Source organism: Streptomyces sp. FXJ1.172 (genome assembly GCF_001636945.3).
GTDB lineage: Bacteria > Actinomycetota > Actinomycetes > Streptomycetales > Streptomycetaceae > Streptomyces.
This window is the reverse complement of the sequence record NZ_CP119133.2, coordinates 1,572,359-1,593,949: the sequence shown is the minus strand read 5'-3', so window position 1 is coordinate 1,593,949 and position 21,591 is coordinate 1,572,359. Positions and strand designations below refer to the sequence as shown.

At 73.0% G+C, this 21,591-nt stretch carries 18 protein-coding genes and 2 pseudogenes; 9 read left to right on the top strand and 11 right to left on the bottom strand.

Annotation, left to right across the window (positions count from 1 at the left end; translation table 11 throughout):
* Window positions 1–9: 9 nt before the first annotated feature.
* Window positions 10–399, top strand: a pseudogene (locus A6P39_RS45450) (discoidin domain-containing protein); the annotation flags it as partial.
* 63 nt (window positions 400–462) lie between these two features.
* Here A6P39_RS45450 and A6P39_RS07145 read toward each other — a convergent pair.
* Both A6P39_RS07145 and A6P39_RS07140 read right to left on the bottom strand, forming a co-directional pair.
* A complete protein-coding gene (locus A6P39_RS07145) occupies window positions 463–1,185 on the bottom strand; it encodes a 2OG-Fe(II) oxygenase (protein ID WP_067044170.1) in 723 nt (240 codons plus the stop codon).
* An 11-nt stretch (window positions 1,186–1,196) separates the two neighbouring features.
* Window positions 1,197–1,706, bottom strand: coding sequence for a methylated-DNA--[protein]-cysteine S-methyltransferase (locus A6P39_RS07140; protein WP_067044168.1), 510 nt, complete (start codon window positions 1,704–1,706; stop codon window positions 1,197–1,199).
* A gap of 186 nt (window positions 1,707–1,892) precedes the next feature.
* Between A6P39_RS07140 and A6P39_RS07135 the strand changes: the two genes are divergently transcribed.
* The gene (locus A6P39_RS07135) at window positions 1,893–2,132 is read left to right on the top strand and encodes a hypothetical protein (protein WP_067044165.1); all 240 of its coding nucleotides are present in this window, start codon (window positions 1,893–1,895) and stop codon (window positions 2,130–2,132) included.
* A gap of 3 nt (window positions 2,133–2,135) precedes the next feature.
* Window positions 2,136–2,513 (top strand): toxin Doc, encoded by a 378-nt coding sequence (locus A6P39_RS07130; RefSeq protein ID WP_067044164.1) that lies wholly within the window; start codon window positions 2,136–2,138, stop codon window positions 2,511–2,513.
* Window positions 2,514–2,968: 455 nt separating this feature from the next.
* Here the strand turns inward: A6P39_RS07130 and A6P39_RS45445 are convergent, their stop codons facing one another.
* The gene (locus A6P39_RS45445; RefSeq protein WP_443052830.1) at window positions 2,969–3,670 is read right to left on the bottom strand and encodes a hypothetical protein; all 702 of its coding nucleotides are present in this window, start codon (window positions 3,668–3,670) and stop codon (window positions 2,969–2,971) included.
* On the opposite strand from A6P39_RS45445, the gene A6P39_RS45440 reads away from it, so the two are divergent.
* A complete protein-coding gene (locus A6P39_RS45440; protein WP_443052829.1) occupies window positions 3,657–4,706 on the top strand; it encodes an RICIN domain-containing protein in 1,050 nt (349 codons plus the stop codon). The genes A6P39_RS45445 and A6P39_RS45440 overlap by 14 nt on opposite strands.
* 45 nt (window positions 4,707–4,751) lie before the next feature.
* On the opposite strand, the gene A6P39_RS07120 is transcribed toward A6P39_RS45440, so the two are convergent.
* A complete protein-coding gene (locus A6P39_RS07120; RefSeq protein ID WP_067044156.1) occupies window positions 4,752–5,921 on the bottom strand; it encodes a lactate 2-monooxygenase in 1,170 nt (389 codons plus the stop codon).
* 463 nt (window positions 5,922–6,384) lie between these two features.
* Here A6P39_RS07120 and A6P39_RS07115 point away from each other — a divergent pair, with 463 nt between their 5' ends.
* A complete protein-coding gene (locus A6P39_RS07115) occupies window positions 6,385–6,819 on the top strand; it encodes a subtilase-type protease inhibitor (RefSeq protein WP_067044154.1) in 435 nt (144 codons plus the stop codon).
* 403 nt (window positions 6,820–7,222) lie between these two features.
* On the opposite strand, the gene A6P39_RS07110 is transcribed toward A6P39_RS07115, so the two are convergent.
* The gene (locus A6P39_RS07110; RefSeq protein WP_067044151.1) at window positions 7,223–8,737 is read right to left on the bottom strand and encodes an MFS transporter; all 1,515 of its coding nucleotides are present in this window, start codon (window positions 8,735–8,737) and stop codon (window positions 7,223–7,225) included.
* Between the two features lie 228 nt (window positions 8,738–8,965).
* On the opposite strand from A6P39_RS07110, the gene A6P39_RS07105 reads away from it, so the two are divergent.
* Together A6P39_RS07105 and A6P39_RS07100 are read left to right on the top strand one after the other, a co-directional pair.
* Complete coding sequence (locus A6P39_RS07105; RefSeq protein ID WP_067044148.1) at window positions 8,966–9,493, top strand: SRPBCC family protein; 528 nt, start codon at window positions 8,966–8,968, stop codon at window positions 9,491–9,493.
* An 85-nt stretch (window positions 9,494–9,578) separates the two neighbouring features.
* Window positions 9,579–10,406 (top strand): ribonuclease BN, encoded by an 828-nt coding sequence (locus tag A6P39_RS07100; RefSeq protein WP_067044146.1) that lies wholly within the window; start codon window positions 9,579–9,581, stop codon window positions 10,404–10,406.
* Here A6P39_RS07100 and A6P39_RS07095 read toward each other — a convergent pair.
* From A6P39_RS07095 to A6P39_RS07075, 5 genes are all read right to left on the bottom strand, one after another.
* Window positions 10,403–13,228, bottom strand: a complete 2,826-nt coding sequence (locus A6P39_RS07095) for an NHLP bacteriocin export ABC transporter permease/ATPase subunit (RefSeq protein ID WP_067044142.1) — start codon at window positions 13,226–13,228, stop codon at window positions 10,403–10,405. The genes A6P39_RS07100 and A6P39_RS07095 overlap by 4 nt on opposite strands.
* Before the next feature lies 1 nt (window position 13,229).
* The gene (locus A6P39_RS07090) at window positions 13,230–15,464 is read right to left on the bottom strand and encodes an NHLP family bacteriocin export ABC transporter peptidase/permease/ATPase subunit (RefSeq protein ID WP_067044139.1); all 2,235 of its coding nucleotides are present in this window, start codon (window positions 15,462–15,464) and stop codon (window positions 13,230–13,232) included.
* On the bottom strand, window positions 15,461–16,264 hold the full coding sequence (locus tag A6P39_RS07085; RefSeq protein ID WP_067044136.1) for an HlyD family efflux transporter periplasmic adaptor subunit: 804 nt from the start codon (window positions 16,262–16,264) through the stop codon (window positions 15,461–15,463). Before A6P39_RS07085 ends, A6P39_RS07090 begins: the two co-directional genes overlap by 4 nt.
* A 144-nt stretch (window positions 16,265–16,408) precedes the next feature.
* On the bottom strand, window positions 16,409–16,624 hold the full coding sequence (locus A6P39_RS07080) for a hypothetical protein (RefSeq protein WP_067044133.1): 216 nt from the start codon (window positions 16,622–16,624) through the stop codon (window positions 16,409–16,411).
* A 454-nt stretch (window positions 16,625–17,078) separates the two neighbouring features.
* Window positions 17,079–17,492 (bottom strand): PaaI family thioesterase, encoded by a 414-nt coding sequence (locus A6P39_RS07075; RefSeq protein WP_067044130.1) that lies wholly within the window; start codon window positions 17,490–17,492, stop codon window positions 17,079–17,081.
* 184 nt (window positions 17,493–17,676) lie between these two features.
* Here A6P39_RS07075 and A6P39_RS07070 point away from each other — a divergent pair, with 184 nt between their 5' ends.
* Both A6P39_RS07070 and A6P39_RS07065 read left to right on the top strand, forming a co-directional pair.
* Window positions 17,677–19,128 (top strand): S1 family peptidase, encoded by a 1,452-nt coding sequence (locus A6P39_RS07070; RefSeq protein ID WP_234378825.1) that lies wholly within the window; start codon window positions 17,677–17,679, stop codon window positions 19,126–19,128.
* A complete protein-coding gene (locus tag A6P39_RS07065; RefSeq protein WP_079133291.1) occupies window positions 19,104–19,619 on the top strand; it encodes a response regulator transcription factor in 516 nt (171 codons plus the stop codon). Before A6P39_RS07070 ends, A6P39_RS07065 begins: the two co-directional genes overlap by 25 nt.
* A gap of 8 nt (window positions 19,620–19,627) precedes the next feature.
* On the opposite strand, the pseudogene A6P39_RS07060 reads toward A6P39_RS07065, so the two are convergent.
* Window positions 19,628–21,534 (bottom strand): annotated as a pseudogene (locus A6P39_RS07060) (class III lanthionine synthetase LanKC N-terminal domain-containing protein).
* Window positions 21,535–21,591: the final 57 nt, after the last annotated feature.

The window sequence follows — 21,591 nt, the reverse complement described above, 5'->3', positions numbered from 1 at the left end:
GACACCCCGCCCGCCGCGATGCTGGACGGCGATCCGGCCACCGGCTGGTCCAACGCCTTCGTGAAGCCGGCCACCGCGCTGCTGCCCGCCTTCAGCGGAGCCCGCGCGACGGACTGGGTGTGCCTCGACGCCGGGCGCACCCGGACCTTCGACCGGGTGGCGGTCTCCTTCACGGTGGACGCCGGTCACACGCTGCCCGCGCGCGCCGAGGTGGCGGTGTGGGACGGGCGGGCCTATGCGCCGGTGACGGGCGCGAGGACGGACTGGGCCACCGCCTCGGACAGCCCGACGGTGATCACCTTCGACGCGGTGCGCGGCTCCCGGCTGCGCCTGACGCTCACCAGCGCGTACCCGGGTCAGGCGAAGGGGGCGGTGCGGATCAGCCGGCTGGAGGTGTAGCGGGGCGTGCGGCGCCGGGACGGCGTCCTGCGCGGCCGGCCGGGGCCCGGCCCGGGGGCTCGCTCACGCGGCGTCGTGGAACACCAGCCCCAGTGTGCGCCGCCGGCCCGAACGCACGGTGCTCACCCCGTGCCGCATCGCCCCGGCCGACCAGCCGCGACGGGTGCGCACGGGGTGGTCCCGGGTCGTGAACACCAGGCCGTGCCCCTGCCGCAGGATCTGCGCCGTACCCCGGGACTGGGCACGCGGGCGCTGCTCGACCACGAGGAACTCGCCGCCGGTGTAGTCCGTGCCGTACACGTCCAGCCCGATCACCACCTGGAGCGGGAAGACCAGCTCGCCGAACACGTCCCGGTGCAGGGCGTTCCAGTCGCCGGGCCCGTAGCTGAGCAGGATCTGCGCCGAGCGGTCCTGGCCCGCGGCGTGGCAGTGCTCCAGCCACGCCTCGAGCGAGTCGGGCCAGGGCGCCGGGCGGTCCAGGCGGGCCGCCCAGTCCCGGGCGACCGGCAGCAGCCGGGGATAGAGCGCGGCACGCAACGCGGCCACCGGGGCGGGCAGGTCATGGGTGAAATAGCGGTACTGTCCGGAGCCGAACCGGTGCCGGGCCAGGTCGACCGTCGTCCGGAACAGCTCCGGCTCGTCGTACAGCGCGGCCATGCCGGCGCACTCGGCGGGCGTCAGCAGCGGACCGGTGGGCGCACAGCCCTGCTCGTCCAACTCGGCGGCGAGCCCGGCCCAGTCGGTGCCGGCCACGCGCCGGCGTGCCTCGGCCGGGGTCAACGGCATCACGGCCTCCCTCACACCAGCGCCGGCTGCAGCGCGCCCTCGTGCGTCAGCAGCCACACCTTGCGTGCGACGCCGCCCGCGTACCCGCGCATCGAACCGTCCGCACCGATCACCCGGTGGCAGGGGCGGACGAGCAGGAGCGGGTTGGCTCCCAGGGCCCGGCCCACCGCGCGCAGTTCGGTGCGCGGCACGCCCAGCCGGGCGGCCAGAGCGCCGTACGTGGTCGTCGTGCCGTGGGGGACGCTGTCCAGGGCCTGCCAGACCGCCTGCTGGAAGGCGGTGCCGGCGGGCGCGAGCGGCAGGTCGAAGCGGACCGGGCGGCCCGCGAAGTAGGCCTCCAGGCGGCAGTGCGCATCGGCGAACGGCGCGTCGTCGCGGTCCTCGGCGCGGACGGCGGGCGCGCCGCGCTGCCCGGGCAGGGTGAGCGAGGTGAGCGTGAGGCCGGCCGCCGAGACCGTGCCGGTCAGCAGCAGGTCGCCCAGCGGGCTCGGGTGGACGGTGTGCACGGTGCGGGTGGTCATCGGTACTCCTGGTGTCCCGTGGTGATCCGGTCGTCTTTCCGTTTCCGTGCTGCCGAGTCTGCTGCGCCCGCCACCCCGGGACCGGCGGAAATCGGACATGACCCTCTCATCTTTCAGGTACCGTGCCGGATAGCCTCTGACCTGGTGCTATTTACGGGTAAGTACCCGCACGGTACCGTGAGGGGCATGCCAGCTCTCAACGTGGAGTTCAGCGACCGGGAACTTGAGGACCTGCGGCAGATCGCCAAGGAGCGCGGTACGTCGATGAAGGCCCTCGTGCGTGAGGCCGCCGCCGCCGACATCGCCCGGCACCGGGCGCTGCAGGAGGGCGCCGAGGCCTTCCGCCAGTTCTTCGCCGCGCACGCCCAGGAATTCGCGGCGGCCTTCCCCGACGACGAGCCCCCCGCCAAGGACGAGGCCGCCTGATCGATGCCCTCCGTCATCCATATCGACGTCCCCTGGCTGCTCCAGCGCCATGAGGAGGTCCTGCCCGACCAGCCCTCGGTCGACGACTTCTCCGCGCTGGTCGCCGCCGTCGCCCGGCACCGCGTCGACCCGCCCCGGCTCGGCGTGGACTCCGACCCCGCCTGGCGGGCCGCGGCCCTGCTGCACACCCTCGCCGTGCTCAAGCCGCTGCCCGCGGCCAACGCCCGCTTCGCCTGCGCCACCGCCGTGGCCTACATGTTCGTCAGCGGCGTCGGCATCGACCCGCCCTACGGCGCCCTCGTCGACCTCGCCCGCGACCTGATCTCCGGCAAGGCGGACGTCTACGGCGCCGCCGACCGGCTGCGTTCCTGGCAGATCTGAGCGCCGGGACCGGCGCGCGGACCCGCGCCGGTCCGGCCTGCCCGGACCGGCGGGGGAAGCTGCCGGGGCCGCCGGCGGGGCAGGCGGAGCGGGGCCTTCCGAGAGGGCCGGACCCAGTCCACCACCCGGGCCGCGCCGCCCGGCAGCGAGCGCGGCCGGCCGGTGCGTGCGTACCCTTCACACGGGGCGCTCGCAATACCGAATGCGGCCGCACACGAACAGGCGGGACCGCTTCATTTCTGACTTTCTTTCAAACTGTCGATATTGTGCGGGTGCCTTGTTGCTCGTGTGGAAGTTGTGCAAGGGTTGACACGCCCGTGCGGGGGGTAAAGTCCGGGGTTCTTCCGGCAGTTGCGGATCCTTCGCCGGCCGAACGCCGGTGCATTCGCCTCCCCGCGCGTGCCAGAGGTACGCATCGACGCATCAGGCACCAATCTCGCACCAAAGGAATCCGCTCAGTGCCCACCCCCCACCCTCCTCGTCCGCCCTATCCGCCACCGGGCAAAGACGCCGGGGAACCGGACGAGTTGCTCGCCGGCCCGCTGCGGGCCGGTTCCGACGCGGAAGGCTCCCGGTCCACCGCGCTGCTGATGGCCCGGCACTGGCAGCCGGCGCAGGAGTACGCCGTCATCTGCCTGGCCCTGTCCGGGCCGCTCGCCCACATGGTCACCGCCACCGCCTTCCACCAGGTCCTCGGCAGGCTCGCGCTCGGCGAACCCGCCGAGGCGCTGCGGCCCCGGCTGCTCGTGGCAGTGCGGGACACGGTCGTCAACTGGTCCGGCACCGACCGCATCACCGCCGTACTGCCCGGCCTCGGAAAGCCCGCCGGGGGCCGCGGTATGCGCGCCGCCAAGACGCTGATACCGGAAAACCGCGCCCTGTCCGACCGCTCTTTCCACGCACTTCCCCGGCTGGAGCAGACGCTGCTGTGGCACACCGAGGTCGAGGCCGAGCCGATATCCGCTCCCGCCGCGCTGCTCGGTATCGACACCGACAGCGCGACGGCCGCGCTGCAGCAGGCCCGGGAGAAATTCCGCGAGGGCCTGGTGCGCGCCCACCGGGAACTCGCGCCGGGCAAGGACTGCCGCTACTACAACCGGCTGCTCGACGTCCCGATCCGCCGCGGCGGCGCCCTGCTGCCCGATGTCCAGGAGCACCTGTCCGCCTGCTCCTTCTGCCGGCACGCCGCCGAGCAACTCGGCCACGCCGACGCCGCGCCCGGTGTGCTGCTCGCCGAGGCCGTGCTCGGCTGGGGCGCCCGCCGCTACCTCGACTCCCGCCCCGGCCGCCGCCCGCCCGCCCGCGGCGGCTCCCGGCGCTCGGGCGGACGCCGGCGCGGCGGGGCGGGCCTGGCTGCTCGCCCGCGCCGCCCTGTCCGGCGTACGCGGGGCAGCCGACGGCGATCCGTCCGCACCGCGCGCCCGCACCCGGGTGTCCCGCGGCCGGCGGCGCGGCGACGAGACGGGACCGCTCGCCCGGATGCCGGCGGCCGTACTGCGGGCGCCCGGCGCCGTGTTCTCCTCCCGGACGCTGCTCACCGGAGTCGGGGCCGCCTCGGCCGTGCTGCTCGCGACCGTCCTCGTGATCAGCATGTGGCCGGACGGCGGCGACGGCACCGACCCGGTCGCCTCCACCAGCGCGGCCCCCGGCACCGGCGGTCCGGCCGCGCCCGGTTCCGCCACCGCGCCCGGCACCGCCGGCCTGCCCACGGCCGGCCGGTCCGCACGGCTGCGCAATGCCGGTGCCGGCCTGTGCCTCGACATCAAGGGCACGCCGAAGGCCGGGGCGGGCGCGGTCCTGGCCGTCTGTTCCCCGGCCCTCACCCAGCAGTGGACGTACGGCACCGACGGCCTGCTGCGCAGCGCGGCCGGCCCTGCTCTGTGCCTGGACTCGCACGCCGACGCCGGCGTGGTGATCCTCGGCACCTGCGCCGAGCAGGACTCGCAGCGGGCCGCGGACGTGCGCTACGACCTCACCGCGCAGGGCGAGTTGCTGCCCCGCTGGGACCGCACCCTCGCCCTCGCCGGCGCGGGCGGGACCCCGGGCGCCGATCTCGTCGTCAAGGCCCGGGACCGCTCCGCCGGCCAGCGCTGGGTCACCGACGTGCCGTCGGCGACCCCCGGCTCCCTGTCCATCGCCGGGACCGGCGGACCCTCCGCGCAGCCGGCCCGGCTGCCCGGGCAGGACACCTGAGACAGCGCCGGTGGCGGGAGGTCCGCCACCGGCATCGGCGCGTCGTCAGACGGGGTCCTCGACGAGGTCGGCGGCCGACACCGTCCCCGGGCGGGCGTGCCCGGACAGAGCGAGCGTGAGGTCGAACTCGGCCAGCAGGCACCGGATCACATGCTCGACGCCCGCCTGCCCGTCCAGGCCGAGCCCGTAGACGTACGGCCGGCCGAGCAGCACCGCCCGCGCGCCCAGGGCCAGCGCCTTGAACACGTCGTCACCGGTGCGCACCCCGCTGTCGAACAGCACCGTCAGCCGGTCGCCGACCGCGTCCGCGACACGGGGCAGCGCGTCGGCCGCGGCGACCGAGCCGGCCACCTGCCGGCCGCCGTGGTTGGAGACCACCACGCCGTCCATCCCGGCGTCGGCGGCCAGCCGGGCGTCGTCCGGGTGCAGGACGCCCTTGAGGACGATCGGGCCGTCCCAGTGCTCCCGCAGGAAGGCCAGGTCCGGCCAGGACTTGCCCGGATCCCCGAACAGGCCGAGGAAATGCAGCACCGCCGCCTTCGGGTCCTCGTGCACGGGCTTGTCGAGCCCTGCCCGGAACGCCGGGTCGGTGAAGTAGTTGGCGGTGCCGATCCCGTGCAGGAACGGCAGGTACGCCTGGTCCAGATCGCGGGGCCGCCACGCCAGCAACTGGGTGTCGAGGGTGACCACCAGCACCGAGAACCCGGCGGCCTTCGCCCGCCCGAGGAAACTCCGGGTGACCTCGCGGTCCTTGCCCCAGTACAGCTGGAACCACCGCTCGCCGTCCCCCATCGCCTCGGCCACCTGCTCCATGGACGTGCTGGCGGCCGACGAGAGGATGTACGGCACGCCCCGCGCGGCGGCGGCCCGGGCGGCCGCCGGCTCGGCGTCCGGATGCATGATCTCCAGTACGCCGACGGGCGCCAGGGCCAGCGGCGCCGGCAGGGACCGGCCGAGCACCTCGGTCGACAGATCGCGCTCGGCCACGTCCCGCAGCACGCGCGGCACGATCCGGCGCCGGGCGAGCGCGGCCCGGTTGGCGAGGGCCGTGCTGCCGTCGCCCGCGCTGCCCGCCACGTACCCCACCGGGCCCAGGGCGAGCCGGTGTACGGCCATTTCCTCGAGCCGGCTCAGATCGGTGGGCAGCCGGGGCACGGCACCCGTCATCCCGTTCAGATAGATCTCGTACTGGAAGTCGGCCCAGTGCTGCGCCATCCGGCCGTCCGCCTCTCGTCGTCGAGGAGATGGGGACGCGTGCGGCCCGACGCTACTGGCGGGTAGCCGGCGCGTCGCGGGCGGGCGTCCGCAAGCCGCACGCGCCCGGCCGGCCCACCGAGGCGTCAGCACCCGGGATGCCCCCGGGATGGTGATCACTTCATGAACACGAGGAGTCATGAAGGGGCTTGAGGGGGTCGGAGTCGGAATGTTTCAGGACGATTAACGAAGCGCTGATTTTCGGCCATTGAATCGCTTCGAGAGATCGGAACCCGCTTCGTTCCTGGGTCACGCTGTGCGAATTCCGTGACATCACGCCACTGCTTCAACACGAAAGGTTACCGAAACCCATGCGTGCGATGTGTGTTTCGGCGGGGGACTCGGCAGAGTGGCGCTCGCCGCCCCGGGGTCCGAACCGGGCCCGGGCCGGCACCACGTCTGTTCGAGCGGAAGGATGCACACAATGCGGAACACCGCGCGCTGGGCAGCGGCCCTCGGCCTCACGGCCGCCGCCGTTTGCGGACCCTTGACCGGGGCCGCCGTCGCTGCGCCGGGCGCCACCCCGTCGTCGCTGTACGCCCCCTCTGCGCTGGTTCTCACCACCGGCCACGGCGACCAAGCGGCCACGGCCACCCCGGAGCGCGCCGTCACCCTCTCCTGCGCCCCCACGGCCTCCGGCACCCACCCGGACGCGGTCCGGGCCTGCGCCGAACTGCGCGGCACCGGCGGCGACTTCAGCGCGCTCAAGGCCGCTGGGAACGTGTGGTGCAACAAGCTGTACGACCCGGTGGTCGTCACCGTCCAGGGCGTCTGGCAGGGGCAACGCGTCTCCTACGAGCGGACCTTCGGCAACGCGTGCGAGAAGGACTCCATCGTCGGCGGCGTCTTCGCCTTCTAGGCGCTACGCCGTCCAAGACCGGGATCGCACGGCTCTCCGTACACACCGGATCAGGTCCGCAACTGGGGAGTGCGGCCCCTGGAGCGGGGAACCTGCGATCTCGCACCGGAGCCGACGGGCGGAGTGGGGCCGCCCGCCGGCTTCCGGGCACAGAGCCGCTCCCCGGGCAGGTCCGTGGGGGACCTTCCGGGGAGCGGCGAAAAAACACTGGTTTCAACCGAGCCGCCGGCCCGGAATCACTGACTCGTGTCGCGTCGACCGGCGCGGCAGGTCACGGAGCGACACGATGCGGGCGTCGAGCGGCTCCGCCGGCCGCCGCCTTGCATGCGCCGTCACCATGACAGGCCGAGGGGCCGCCGTCTCCCTGCGGACGGCGGCCCCTCGGGCTCTTGGCTCCCGGCGGTCACATGTGGACGACCGGAGCGGCATCGGCGTCCTGCTGCGGCACCCCGCGCCGGTAGAGCAGGAACGCGATCACCGTGCCCGCGGCGAAGAGCCCCGCGGACCACCAGAAGGCGGTCGTGTAGCTCTCGATGGTCGCCTGCGCCCGCACCAGTTTGCTGGTGGCGTCCCGGCCGGACAGGTAGTTGGTGGCGGCGGTCGCGGCGAGGGTGTTCAGCAGCGCCGTACCGATCGAACCGCCCACCTGCTGCATGGCGTTGACGGTCGCGGAGGCCACGCCCGCGTCCTGTGCCGCGACCCCGCCGGTGGCCAGCTGCATGGCCGTCGGCATCACCAGGCCGAGGCCGACACCGATCACGATCAGCTGGGGCAGCACGGCAGCGGCGTAGTGCGAGCCGAGGCCGATGCCGGTCAGCCAGGCCATGCCCGCCGTGGCGATCGCGAAGCCCAGCGGGATGACGGCCTTCGGTCCGATCCGGGGCAGCAGCACCGTGGTACCGGCCTGCGCGGTCACCATCAGCGCGCCGACCATCGGCAGGAACGCCACACCGGTCTTCGTGGGGCTGAAGCCGAGGTTGAGCTGGAGGTAGTAGGTCAGGAAGAGGAACACGCCGAACATGCCGGCGCCGCTGATCAGCACCGCGAGGTAGGAGGCGGCGCGGTTGCGGTCGAGCAGGATGCGCAGCGGCAGCAGCGGGTGCGCGGCCCGGGTCTGCCACCAGGCGAAGGCCGCGAGCAGCACACCGCCCGCGATCAGGAAGCCCCAGGTCAGCGGCGATTCCCAGTCGTGCGTCTCGGCGTTGGAGAAGCCGTAGACCAGGGAGAACAGCCCGGCGGCGACCAGCACGGTACCGGGCACGTCGAGCCTGGCGTTCGCCGCGTCGCGGTGGTTGTCCAGCAGGATCCAGCCGCCCGCGAAGGCGACGACCGCGATGGCCACGTTCACGTACAGGGTCCAGCGCCAGTCGAGGGTGTCGGTCAGCACACCGCCGAGCAGCAGGCCCACCGCACCGCCGGCGCCGGCGATCGCGCCGTACACGCTGAAGGCACGGGCCCGCTCGCGGGCGTCGGTGAAGGTGGTGTTGAGCAGCGACAGGGCGGCCGGCGCGAGCAGCGCGCCGAAGGCACCCTGCAGGGCGCGGGCGGTCACCAGCATGGTGAAGCCGTTCGCGGCGCCGCCGAGCGCCGAGGCTCCGGCGAAGCCGACGACGCCGACGAGGAAGGCGGGCTTGCGGCCGAAGAGGTCGGCGATGCGGCCGCCAAGCAGCAGCAGGGAGGCGAACGCGAGGGCGTACGCCGTCACGATCCACTGCCGGCTGCCGTCGGAGAAGCCGAGGTCGGTCTGGGCTGAGGGCAGGGCGATGTTCACGATCGTGGCGTCGAGGACGACCATCAGCTGGGCGACGGCGACGACCGCGAGGATCCACCACCGCTTCGGCGAGGCCGCGCTCGCCCCGGCCGCGTCGATCGCGGCCGTGGCGGCTCGGGAGCCGTCGGCCAGGGTCTTCTGGGACATGAACCACTCCAGGGAAGTCGTCCGGGTACGGAAAGAGGTGGCACCTAAACGAAACGGTTTCGTACTCGGTGAGGTTAGAACACATTCAGCGAAACGGCAACGTTTCGCTGGACTCCGTGGGTGGGCCGGGCTTGTATTCCTTGACAGGCATCCGGACGCCCTGGGCCGGCGCCTGGACGAGACGTCGGACGACACCTGACGCCCCCACCACCGAAGGACTGGAACACCATGCCCGTCGACCTCACCGGCACCTATCTGACCTTGGACGACGGCCGCCCCGCCGTCCGTTTCACCCGCACCTACGACCACCCGGTGGAGCGCGTCTGGCGGTTCGTCACCGATCCCGGCGAACTCGAGCAGTGGTTCCCCTTCCGCGCCGAGATGGAGCTGCGTCCCGGCGGCACCATCCGCTTCGGCGGCGACCCGAACGTGCCCGATTTCAGCGGCCGGATGCTCGCCCTCGACCCGCCCCGGCACCTGTCCTTCGAGTGGGGCGCCGACGAACTCCGCTTCGACCTGGAAGCGGTCGGCGACCGGCAGACCCGGTTCACGCTCACCGACGTCCTCGGCGAGGCCGACACCGCCGCCCGCAACGGCGCGGGCTGGGAGGTGTGCCTCGCCGCCCTCGACGCCCAGGCGCGCGGCGAGCGCTTCGAGGGGCCGCACGCGGGGCCGAGCGCGCCCTGGAAGGAGTTCTACGCCGGTTACCTGGACGCCGGTGTGCCCTCGGGCGCCCCGGTGCCGGGCCTGGACTGACCGGCCGGGTGCGAGTTGCCCGCGGCGCGTCAGGATGGATGAATCGGCACAGGAGTGCGTGGCGGCGGCGAGTGCGGGAGGAGCCGTGGAACGGTGGCGGCGCGGCCTGCACCGTGCTTGGGCGTGGCTGAGGGTGCGGGCCCTGTTCGATCACGGCCGGGAGCTGGAACTGCTGCACCGGGCCATGGGCTTCGCCACCCTCGCTCTGGTGACACTGGCCCCGCTGCTGATCGTGGTCGCCGCCGCCGACCCCCTGGTACGGGGCGGCTTCGCCTCGTGGCTCACCGACGGCATGGGCCTGTCCGGCCCCTCCGCCCACGCGCTCACCGATGTCATCAGCCCGCCGCGCAAGGTCATCGGCACGACCAGCGTCTGGGGCCTGGTCCTGCTCGGCGCCTTCGGCGTGACCTTCGGCGGCAGCGTGCAGAACGCCTACGAACGGATCTGGGGCCTGGCCTCGGGACCCTGGCACCGGGTGTGGCGGCAGGCGACCTGGCTGGTGGTGCTCACCGCCTACCTCTACCAGGAGGCGGCCACCAAGACGGCGCTGTCCGCCGGCCAGCGGATCGTGGTGTCCGCGGTGACCGGTGTGCTGTTCTTCTGGTGGGGGCAGAGCTTCCTGCTGGGCGGCCAGATCCACTGGCGCTCCCTGCTGCCCGGCGCCGTCGCCACCGTCCTCGGCCTGATCGGCCTGCGGGCCTTCTCCTACCTCGTCTTCACCCCGCTGATCGTCACCAACGCACTCAGCTACGGCGCCGTCGGCACCGTCCTCGTGGTCGAGTCCTGGCTGATCGGCGTCGGGTTCGTCATCTACGGCGGCGCCCTGCTGGGCCGCTGGATCTGCGAGCACCACTGGACGCCGTCGCACCACCACCGGGCCGGGGACGAGCCGGACGAGCCGGACGAGCCCTAGGTCAGCTGCCTGCGCACCAGCTCGTGCAGCCGGCCCCCCGTGTCGGCGAGCAGCTCGGCCGGGGTGCCCTGCTGGACCACCTTGCCGTCCTCCATCACGATCACCCGGTCGGCGTCCAGGACCGTCGACAGCCGGTGGGCGATGACGATCCGGGTGGCGTTCAGCTTGCGGGTGCTGTCGATGACGATCCGCTGGGTGTCGTTGTCCAGCGCGCTGGTGGCCTCATCGAAGAACAGGATGCGCGGGCGCCGGATCAGGGCCTGGGCGATCATCAGGCGCTGCCGCTGGCCGCCGGATATCGCCCCGTTGCCCGCCACGATCGTGTGCAGACCCATCGGCATCCGCTTGATGTCCTCCGCGAGCCCCGCCATCTCGGCCGCCGCCATCGCCTCCTCCGGCGTGTACGGCTCGGTGCCGCAGATGACGTCCAGGATGGAACCGGTGAACGGCTGCGCGTGCTGGAGCACGACCCCGCACTGGCGGCGGACGGCCGACTGGTCGAGCGCCGCGAGGTCCTGGCCGTCGTACAGAACGCTGCCGGAGACCGGCTTGTCGAAGCCGATGAGCAGCCTCAGCAGGGTGGACTTGCCGCAGCCGCTCGGGCCGACCACCGCGACGAACTCGCCCGGCCGGATGGCGAAGGACACGTCGTCCAGCACGAGCGGGCCGTCGTCGGCGTACCGGAAGGACAGCCGGCGGGCCTCGATCGCACCCGACAGCGGGCCCGGCCGGGTGCTCGCCTCCCGCACCTCGGGCGTCGCCTCGAAGACCGGCTTGATCTCCTCGAACAGCGGCAGCGCGGCCACCGCCGAGACGAAGGAGCCGGTCAGCTGGGTGACCGAGGTCAGCACCATCGTCACCGAGGTGTTGAAGGTGAGGAAGTCGGCAGCCGACATCGCGCCCCTCGCCGGGCCCGCCAGCAGCATGAACATCAGCAGCGTGCACACCGGCAGATAGACCGAGCCCAGCACCGACGTGAGGTTCTTGATCCGGCCGACCTTCTGCTGCAGCTCCCGGCTGCGCGCGAACTCCCGCGCCCAGGCGGCGTACGCGTAGTTCTCGGCCGCCGCCACCCGCAGCTTGGGCAGGCCGCGCAGGGTCTGGAAGGCCTGGTTGTTCAGCTTGTTGCCGAGCGACACCAGCCGCCGCTGCCAGCGCACCTGCCACAGCCCGAGGCCCAGGAACACGGCCGCGATGACGACGAGCATGCCGAGCGCCGCCATGGCCATCGACGGGCTGTACCAGAACAGCATCCCCAGGTTCATCGCGCCGACCGTCACCGACTGCGCGACCACCGGGCCGACGCCCGCCAGCAGCCGGCGGATCGCGCTGATGCCCATGGCGGCGCTGGCCAGCTCACCGGTGGAGCGCTGGGTGAAGAACCGGGTGGGCAGCCGGAGCAGCCTGTCCCACACGGCGGGCTGGAGCGCGGCCTCGATCCGGCCCTCCAGCCGCAGGATGGAGAGGTTCTCCAGCAGGGTGAAGGCCGCCGCCACCACCCCGCTCACCATCACGGCAAGGCACACCTGGACGATCAAGCCCGACTGCGCCGTCGGCACGTACTCGCCGAGCACCTTGCCGGTCGCGACCGGCACCAGCGCGCCGATCGCCACCGTCACCAGTCCGGCGAGCAGCAGGCCGAGCAGGTCGCCGCGGGTGCCCTGGAGGCTGAACCGCAGCAGACCGAGCGGTGAGAGCGCCTTGTCGGGCAGCGGCCGGTAGAACATGACCGCGCGCGGCTCGAACTCCTCCGCGTTCGCCTTCTCGATCGGCGTCTCGCGTCCGGTGCCCGGGTGCACGGCCACATAGCCGCCGCGCCGCCACAGCAGCGCGACCGGCGCCCCGGACAGCGCCCGGTGCCCGACCAGCGGGCCCGCGTTCTCCCGCCACCAGCGCCCCTGGAGCCGTACGGTCCGGGTGCGCACCCGGGAGGCGAGGGCGACCCGCTCCACCGGATCGAGGCGTTCGCTCTCGGTGCCGCTCTGCGCGGGCTCGGCGAGGGTGATCCCGGCCGCCTCGGCGACCAGCTTGCAGGCCGCGTAACCGGCGTCGGCGTCCGCGGCCGTCGTCCGGCGGGCCGAGCGCTTGCCGATGGCGGCGAGCAGCGTCCGGTCGGCCTGGGCGCGGACCTCCTCACCGGCCTTGATGCCGGCGGCGGCACGCGTCTCGTGGGTCCGCTCCAGCTGCTCGATCCAGCGGTCCAGCGCGGTCAGCAGCCGGTACTGCTGGTCCACCATGGACTGCCACAGCGCCGGGTCCATCAGCAGATCGGCCGCGGCCTCCGCGCCGTACAGCGAGCCGTACTGCACGCTGCCGGGCGGCACCTGCATCCAGAACACGTCGTCGTCGGTGGGCGTCGCCGGGCGCTCCTCGGCCATCGGGGCCTGGAAGAGGACGGACAGCCCGCGCCCGACGCCCAGCGCGACCGCGTACTCCAGCGGGCTGGTGGCGGGCGGGACGTACTGCGGGTTGCCGTACTCGTCGTACGACCAGGTCTGGGTGTTCGCCGGCTGGTACAGCTCGCGCAGGCTGATGCGGTGCACCACGCAGTCGCGCACCGGGCGTGCCACGAGGGTGTGCTGGGGTCCGGCGACCGGGCCGAGCAGCAGCGTGCCCGCCTCCACCCGGCCGAGGTGGTGCCAGTGGCCCTGCTGGGCCGCGTCCACCGCGAACAGGTCCAGCGCACCCGCCGCGACCAGCCAGAGCACCTGCGGGCCCTCGAGGTCGACGCGGTTGAAGCCGGCGCAGTCCACGCGCGTGCCGAGCGAGCCGAGCGCGCCGAGGACGAGGTCGCCGTCGTACCCCTCCTGAACAGTCGTCATCTCACCGCTCCCTGACCAGTGCCGCGTACGTGCCGCCGCTCGCCACCAGCTCCTCGTGCCGCCCGCGCTCGACGACCGTGCCGTGCTGGAGCACCACGATCTCGTCGCTGTCGCGGACCGTGCTGAGCCGGTGCGCGATCACCACGCAGGCGCAGCCGCGCCGGCGCAGGTTGTCCATCACGACCAGCTCGGTCTCCGCGTCCAGCGCGCTGGTCACCTCGTCCAGCACCAGGATGCTCGGCCGGCGCACCAGCGCCCGCGCGATCTCCAGGCGCTGGCGCTGGCCGCCGGAGAAGTTGTGGCCGTCCTGCTCGACCCTGCTGTGGATGCCGCCGGGCCGGCGCATGACGACGTCGTACAGGGCCGCGTCCTTCAGCGCCTCCACCACGGCCTCGTCCGGGATCGACGGGTCCCACAGGGCCACGTTGTCGCGGACCGAGCCCTCGAAGAGGAACACGTCCTGGTCGACGAAGGAGACGGACGAGGCGAGCGCCCCGCGCGGAATGTCCTCCAGGCGGCGGCCGTCGATGCGGATCACGCCGTCCCACGGGGCGTACAGGCCCGAGATCAGCCGGGACACCGTCGACTTGCCGCTGCCGGAGCCGCCGACCAGCGCCACCTGCCGGCCCGGGCCCACGGTCAGGTGGAAGCCGCTCAGCAGCGGCTTGTCGAGCGGGCTGTAGCCGAAGGTGATGTTCTCCAGCTCGACGTGCCCGTGCAGCCGGCGCGCGGAGTCGCCGGAGCCGGGGCGGGCGTAGAGCGGGTCGGCCTGGAAGTTCTCCACGTCCTTCAGCCGGGCCACGTCGGCCGCGAAGTCCTGGATGCGGCCCGCCACGCCGTTGAGCCGGGTGAGCGGGGCGGTGAAGCGGGTCACCAGAGACTGGAAGGCGACCAGCAGACCGACCGAGATGTGCCCCTCGACGGCCCTCATGCCGCCGATCCACAGGATCAGCGCGCTGTTGAACGTGGCCAGCGTCGGCGCGACCACCCCGAGCCACGCGCTCGGCACGCCGAGCCGCTGCTGCTCCTCCAGCGTGGTGGCGTGCTGCCCGGCCCACTTGCGGAAGTAGCCGTCCTCGCCGCCGGTCGCCTTCATCGTCTCGATCAGCTGGAGGCCGGTGTACGAGGTGTTGGTCAGCCGTGCCGTGTCCGCGCGCAGCTTCGCCGTCCGGGTCGCCCGCAGCCGTACGACGAGGCGCATGGCCACCACGTTGAGCAGCGCCACGCCGATGCCCACGAACGTCAGCTGCGGGTCGTAGGTGTAGAGCAGCACCGCGTACAGCACGACGACGATCGCGTCCACGCCGGCCGCCGCGAGGTCGCGGGCCAGGGTCTCGGCGACCTGGTCGTTGGACTGCAGGCGCTGCACCAGGTCGGCGGGGGAGCGCTGGGCGAAGAACGTGACCGGCAGCCGCAGCAGATGGCGCAGGAAGCGGGCGCTGGACAGGGTGGAGGAGATGATCCGGCCGTGCAGCAGGTTCGCCTGCTGGAGCCAGGTCAGCACCAGGGTGAGCAGCACACAGGTGGCCATCGAGGCGAACAGCACGCCCAGCAGGGACGTCTGGCCGCCGATGAGGAACTTGTCGATGTAGGTACGGCTGAGCGCGGGCACCGCGGCGCCGACCGCGACCAGCAGCAGGCTGGCGAGGACGGCGGCGGGCAGGGTGCCCGCGGTGCCGCGCAGCCGGGCCGGCATCGCTCCGAGCACGCCCGCCTTGCGCCCGCCCTTGCTGAAGCCGTCGCCCGGCTCCAGCACCAGCACCACGCCGGTGAAGCTGCCGTCGAACTCCTCCATGGGCACGAACCGGCGGCCCTTGGCGGGGTCGTTGATGTACACCCCGCGCCGGCCGAACCGCCGGCCCATGCCGTCGAAGACGACGTAGTGGTTGAACTCCCAGAACAGGATGGCCGGGGCCGCGACCTCGGCGAGTGCCGCCAGGTCCATCTGCATGCCCTTGGCGGTCAGACCGTAACTGCGGGCCGCCTTCAGCAGGTTGGAGGCGCGTGAGCCGTCGCGGGAGACACCGCAGGCGATGCGCAGCTCCTCCAGCGGGACGTGCCGGCCGTAGTGGCCGAGGACCATCGCGAGGGAGGCGGCGCCGCACTCGACGGCCTCCATCTGCAGCACGGTGGGGGTGCGGACCGTGCCGCCGCGGGGCTTCGGGACCGGCCGCTTGGCCGGGGCGGCCCGTCTGCGGCCGCGGGTGTCCTGGCCGCTTCCTGTCTGAGGGCTCACGGCAGCAGCCAATCGATCGGGCGCTGGTCGGTCAGCTTGACCGAGGCGGAGGCGAGGGTCATCGAGTCGAGCCCGAACGGCGGCCCGTCGGAGGTGGACCAGCGGTAGCCGCTCTTCGTCGCCGACTTGTCCAGGACGACCGTGACCGCCACCGGGCGGCCCTTGCGGGTGAACTGCTGGCCGAGCTGGCTGTCGCCGAGGAACGCGGAGATCGACTGGGCGGACTGCGCCTCGCGGTCCACGGACTTCACCTCGCCGCGCAGGACGCCGTAGGTCTGCGTGGGCACCGAGGACACGGTGAGGTCCACCGAGGCGTGCGCCGGGATGGAGGCGGCGTTCTCGGCGGGAACGTACACGGTCGCGTACAGCGGGTCGGAGGCGTGGGCGACCTTCTCCACGGCGGCGACGTCGGTGCCGGTCTGGATGATCTGCCCGATGGTCGCGGCGAGCGCGGTGACGCGGCCCGCGGCGACGGCACGCACGAGCGAATCGCCCTGGGCGGTACGGACCTTCAGGACCGGCGCGTTCGCGGGCAGTTGTTCGCCCTGCTGCGCGAGGACGGCCGTGACCTGGCCGGACACCGGGCTCTGCAGCAGATAGCTGCCCTGCCCATGGGTGAGGATGGCGGGCGCGCCGACGGTGGAGGCGACCGAACCGGTCACCGCCCAGACGGAGGCCGCCGCCATGACGACGACGGTGACGCCCAGCGCGAGCCATCCCTGGGGGCGGGCCAGCCGCACCGGAAGGTCCAGCTCTTCCGGCGACTGGAGCTTGGCGAGGGCCTGTTGGCGGAACTGCACGGAACTTCCCTCACCCGAGGAGAGACAGCGTGACGACAAAGATGCGGGCACCCGTCACGGCGGACGCGGTCCGCCCGTACGCGGGCACCCGAGAGCCCCGGAGCCGGGAGACGGCTCCGGGACTTCGGCGACACCGTGGTGCGGTCAGAGACCGGCAACCAGGTCGGTGACCGGCTGAACGTTCAGGCCGGTGACGCCCTCGACAGTGCTGATGCCGGTGTTGACCAGGCCGGAAACCGGGGCGATGCCGTTGACGGCACCCGTCACGGTGTTGAGGGCGTTCACGGACAGACCGCCGGAGACGTTGTCCAGCTCGGCGTCCGAGATCTCGACGGTCTCAACCTGGGGGGTGGAGTTCATGATGGAACTTCCCTTCCTAATGGATATTTCACAAGGGGGGAGCGGCCCCCTCTGGGGACAGACGGGACGCCGCGGCCGCGGGCGCCGGGCCCCCGTCCCCGGGAGCCCGCAGCGACCCCCGCGGTGCGATGGATCAAAGCACGCGCGCGGGGCGCGCTTCCAATCAACCAATGCGCTCACCAGGGCACTTGGCCGGGGAACGGGCTCATCCGTGCAGGTGCGCGCACGGCTTGTCGGCGACTCCTTCACAAGCCGCGCCGCATCGTCGCATCCGGTGTCTTGTCTCGCCGGAGGCGAATCCGGCACTCCGGTCCAAACGTGTGTCCGGGGGCGCGCGGATGTGCAGATCCGCTGGCGTCGGTGACCCGCTTGGGTATTCGATGTGCAGATTCCCTGAAGCCGGGATTCCGCTACGCGCCCGGAACGGACCGTTACTGATCGGTAGCGGACCGTGTCAGCCCAGAATCGCGTACACCGTGCTCGCCCGGGCGGCGAGCGCGCCCGAGTCGGCATCGGTCAGCATGACGTCCGCGAACGCCATCCTGCGGCCCAGCTTCGTCAGGACCGCTTCGATCAGGACATCCGAACCGGTCACCGGCCGCTGGAACGACGTTGACTGCTGCACCGTCGTCATCGGCACGAAGGCCCCCCGCGCGGCCGAGACCGCGATGACCGTCGCCGTGTCGGCCGCCGCCATCAGTGCCTGCCCCGACAGTCCGCCGCCCTCCCGTGCCAGCCGCTCGGACCAGGGAAGACGCAGCACGGCCCGGTCCTCGCCGAGGCCCTCGGCCCGGAGCCCGAGATCGCGCACCCAGGGCGCGAAGTGGGCAGAGATGATCTTGTCGGCTTCGGCGGTGGTCATCGTCATATGGGCGATTGTTCCCGGCGCCGCGCGCCGGCACGCGCACCATGGCCGATTCACCCGCCCCGCACGGCAGTTGCGACCCGGCTTTGAACACAGCGCGCGCCGGGTGCGTACGTACGGCCATCCAGGCGCCCCGATACGAACTGCCCGAGAGCGGCAGACCCCCGTCCCCAGGAGGTCGAGAAGTTTGAGTCACAAGCGAATGCCCAAGCGCAAAGCCGCGATAGCGGTGGGCGGTGTCGCGGCGCTCGGAGCGGCGGCTCTCCTGCTGCCCAACGCCATGGCGTCCCAGGACAAGAGCGGCACGAACGCCGCGGGCACCCTCGGCACCGCGCGGACCCTGAAGGCCTCGGACGCCTCCGGCCTCGCCGCCCAGGTGCAGAAGATCCTCGGCGACACCTTCGCCGGGTCGTACTACGACAGCGCCAAGCAGCAGCTGGTCGTGAACGTGGTCAACGGCGACAGCAACACCATCGTCCAGGCCAAGAACGCGGGCGCGGTCGTCCGCCAGGTGAACAACAGCACCAAGGCGCTCAAGTCCGCCGCCGCGACGCTGAAGACCAAGGCGACGATCCCCGGCACCTCCTGGGCCGTCGACCCGCGCACCGACAAGATCCTCGTCAGCGCCGACTCCACCGTCACCGGCGCCAAGTGGAACAGACTGCAGTCCACCGTCCAGAGCCTCGGCTCCGGCATGGCGACCCTGAAGAAGTCCGCCGGCAAGTTCAGCACCTTCGTCGCGGGCGGCGACGCCATCTTCGCCCAGACGCAGCAGGGCGGTGTCCGCTGCTCCCTCGGCTTCAACGTCACCGCCTCCGACGGCAGCCCCGCCTTCCTGACGGCCGGTCACTGCGGAGTCGCCGCCAAGGCCTGGTCCGACTCGCAGAACGGCCAGCCCATCGCCACCGTCGACCAGGCCAAGTTCCCCGGCAACGATTTCTCGCTCGTCAAGTACAACGACAAGACCACGCAGACGTCCAGCACGGTCAACGCCGGCAACGGCCAGACCGTGCAGATCACCAAGGCCGCGGATGCCACCGTCGGCGAGACCGTCTTCCGCATGGGCTCCACCACCGGCCTGCACAACGGGCAGGTCACCGGCCTCGACGCCACCGTGAACTTCGCGAGCGAGACCGTCCCGGGCGGTACCGACACCGTCAACGGCCTCATCCAGACCAATGTGTGCGCCGAGGCCGGTGACAGCGGCGGCTCCCTGTTCACCCAGGACGGCAGCGCGGTCGGCCTGACCTCCGGCGGCAGCGGCGACTGCACCAGCGGGGGCGAGACCTTCTTCCAGCCGGTCACCGCCGCCCTGCAGGCCACCGGCGCGACGCTCGGCAACGGCGGCAACGGCGGCGGCGCGGGCGGCCAGTCCAGCAGCTCCGCCGCCCCGTCGGCCTCGGCGAGCGATCCGTCCGGCGCAGGCGGCCAGTCCGGCAGCTCCGCCGACCCGTCGGCTTCGGCCACCGACCCGTCCGCCTCGGCCACCGACCCGTCCGGCAGCGGAGCCGGCAACCAGTCCGGGAGCGGCGCCGGTGACCAGTCCGGCACCGGGACCGGCGATCCGTCCGGCAGCGGCAGCTCCGCCTCCGGCAGCGGCTCCGCCGGCGACGGATCGTCCCTGACCGCCACGCGCTGAGCCGACCGGCTCACGCCCACTCCCCGCCCGGCCTCACCCGCGGTTCCCGGCCGGCGGGGACACGGTCCGGCCCTCCGGCGGGAGGGCCGGACCTCTCGCATGCCTCAGGCACCGAGGCACGCCCGCAGCGGCACCGCCACCGGCCGGGCCTGCTGAAACGGGCCGCCGAGGCGGGCGTCCTCGGCTTCGTCGACAAGGCTGGCTCACCGGACCGGCTGCTGCGCGCCAGCCGCAGCGTCGCGTCGAGGGAACGTTTCGTCGATGCCTCGCTCGGCTTCGGATTCCTCAAGGCGGCCCAGACGCCGCTGACCGGACGCGAGCTGAGCGTGCTGTCCCTGGCGGCCGGTGCCGCGTCCATAGCGGAGATCGCCGGGAGCCTGCACCTGTCCAACGGCACGGTCCGCAACTACATGGCGTCGATCACCCGCAAGACCGGCGCCCGCAACCGGATCGACGCCATTCGCATATCGCGTGGGGAAGGGTGGGTGTGACCGCCCGACTAGAGAGGCAGCGGCGCCTGGTGCGGTGTCCAGCCGGCGGTCAGCCGACGGTAGAGGGCGGAGGTGCGCAGCAGCTCGTCGTGAGTGCCACAGGTGGTGCGCGCGCCGTCCATCACCAGGATCCGCTCGGCACGGCGGGCGGAGCTGAGACGGTGGGCGACGATCACGAGGGTGCCGCCGGGGCGCCCGGCGAAGGCCCGCCCGGCGCGCGCCTCCGCCGCCGGGTCGAGATGGCAGGTCGCCTCGTCCAGCAGGGCGAGCGGGGCCGGGGAGCGACAGGCCCTGGTCAGCGCGATCAGCTGGCGCTCGCCGGCCGACAGCGCCGCCGGATCGACCTGGGCACCGGGCCCGCCCAGCGTCCGCAGCACCGGGGTCAGCCCGACCGCGTCGGCGGCGGCCGGCAGCTCCGCCTCCGGCACGGGATGCGGGCGGAACAGGGACAGGTTCTCGGCGAGGGTGCCGCCGTGGACGTAGGCCTCCTGCGCGATCAGCACGGTTGCCTGCGGCGCGGGCGCGGGGATTCCGCACACGTGGATCGTGCCGCACCGCGGGGTGAGCAGACCGGCGATCAGCCCGGTGAGCGTTGACTTTCCGATTCCGCTGGGGCCTACGACTGCCAGGTGGGCCCCAGCGGGGAGGGTGAGGTCGAGGCCGTCGAGGACCGGCTCGCTCGCGGGGCCGTAGGCGAAGGTGACGCAGGCGAGCGTGAGGGCGGGGGCGGCCGATGCCCGTCGCTGGTCGTGGATCGCCCGTGGCCGGTCGCGGCCCGCGGCGGAGCCGCCGGCGCAGACGGTCCCGCGCCCATCAGACGGTCGGGACGGTCGCGCCGTCCGGTGTGCGGAGCCGTACGTCAGTCTGCGCAGTACGACCGTCAGGCGGGAGCCGCTCGTGCCCTGGCCGTGCACCAGGTTCTGCAGGCAGGGGAGCAGGGACTGGGTGATGTAGGCCAGGGCGCCCACCAGGGCGCCGGGGGTGACGCCGTGGCGCAGCAGCCAGGGTGTGGTGAGCAGCAGCAGGACCACGGGCAGTTCACCGCCCACGGCCAGCGCGGCCGTGCGGGCCAGGGCACGGGCGGCACGCAGCTCGGCGTCGATCCGTTCCCCGACGTCCGCCGCGGCGCGCTCCTCGGCACCGGCGGCCGTCACGTCCCGCAGTCCCGGGCACAGCGCGCCCAGCTCCGCGGCCAGCGCCTCGTCGGCGGCGAGGAACGCCTCCTGACGGCGGGCCAGCGGCCGCAGCGTCGCCGCGAACAGGGCCACCGCGGCCAGCAGCGGCGGCAGGACGACCGTCAGCAGCAGCGGCGCCAGCGAGAACAGGCCGATCAGCGCGCCGGCGGCGGTGAACAGGAACGAACGCGACACCATCACCACGCCCGCCAGCGTGTCCCGGGCCAGCTCCACCTGCTGGGTGAGCCCGGACAGCGCGCCCGGGTCCGCCTCCCGCATGTACGGCCCCTCGAACCCCTCGAGCAGCGCGCCCAGTTCGCGCAGGACCTCGTGCAGCTGCGACTCGTCCGCCGGGTAGACGGTGACGAACTTGCCGCTGGTGTCGCGGCCCGCGTACTTGGCGTTGCGCAGGTGCAGCAGCTGCGGCCCGGGCACGAACTTGAACGGGATGCGGCGCGGCACGCAGTAGTCCCACACGAGCTGTGCGATCCGTTCCGCGTTCGCGGCGGTCGCCGAGGAGTGGATCTTCCAGCCCTGGGCCGGCGCCGGCAGCGGCGCGCCGTCCGCGCCGAGCGGGGTCAGGGTCAGCCAGTCGCCGGAGCGTGCCGCGCGCCAGCCGTCGGGGACGGTGCGACGCGCCGTCGCGAACAGCGGCGCGGACTCACCGCCGGCCCCAGCCGGTCGGGCGTGTCGTAGAAGTGCCCGTCGGCGAGCGCGTACACCTCGTAGCGCTTGTCCATGCCCCTCCCGCCCTCGTCTTCCGGTGACCGGAGAAGACACTCGCAGGCACCACGTGG

What these genes read in the sequence shown, in the direction of transcription:
- A6P39_RS07145 (WP_067044170.1), bottom strand. Translation starts at nt 1,185, where the DNA reads ATGCCGTTGACCCCGGCCGAGGCACGCCGGCGCGTGGCCGGCACCGAC.
- A6P39_RS07140 (WP_067044168.1), bottom strand. Translation starts at nt 1,706, where the DNA reads ATGACCACCCGCACCGTGCACACCGTCCACCCGAGCCCGCTGGGCGAC.
- A6P39_RS07135 (WP_067044165.1), top strand. Translation starts at nt 1,893, where the DNA reads ATGCCAGCTCTCAACGTGGAGTTCAGCGACCGGGAACTTGAGGACCTG.
- A6P39_RS07130 (WP_067044164.1), top strand. Translation starts at nt 2,136, where the DNA reads ATGCCCTCCGTCATCCATATCGACGTCCCCTGGCTGCTCCAGCGCCAT.
- A6P39_RS45440 (WP_443052829.1), top strand. Translation starts at nt 3,657, where the DNA reads ATGTCCAGGAGCACCTGTCCGCCTGCTCCTTCTGCCGGCACGCCGCCG.
- A6P39_RS07120 (WP_067044156.1), bottom strand. Translation starts at nt 5,921, where the DNA reads ATGGCGCAGCACTGGGCCGACTTCCAGTACGAGATCTATCTGAACGGG.
- A6P39_RS07115 (WP_067044154.1), top strand. Translation starts at nt 6,385, where the DNA reads ATGCGGAACACCGCGCGCTGGGCAGCGGCCCTCGGCCTCACGGCCGCC.
- A6P39_RS07110 (WP_067044151.1), bottom strand. Translation starts at nt 8,737, where the DNA reads ATGTCCCAGAAGACCCTGGCCGACGGCTCCCGAGCCGCCACGGCCGCG.
- A6P39_RS07105 (WP_067044148.1), top strand. Translation starts at nt 8,966, where the DNA reads ATGCCCGTCGACCTCACCGGCACCTATCTGACCTTGGACGACGGCCGC.
- A6P39_RS07095 (WP_067044142.1), bottom strand. Translation starts at nt 13,228, where the DNA reads ATGACGACTGTTCAGGAGGGGTACGACGGCGACCTCGTCCTCGGCGCG.
- A6P39_RS07080 (WP_067044133.1), bottom strand. Translation starts at nt 16,624, where the DNA reads ATGAACTCCACCCCCCAGGTTGAGACCGTCGAGATCTCGGACGCCGAG.
- A6P39_RS07075 (WP_067044130.1), bottom strand. Translation starts at nt 17,492, where the DNA reads ATGACGATGACCACCGCCGAAGCCGACAAGATCATCTCTGCCCACTTC.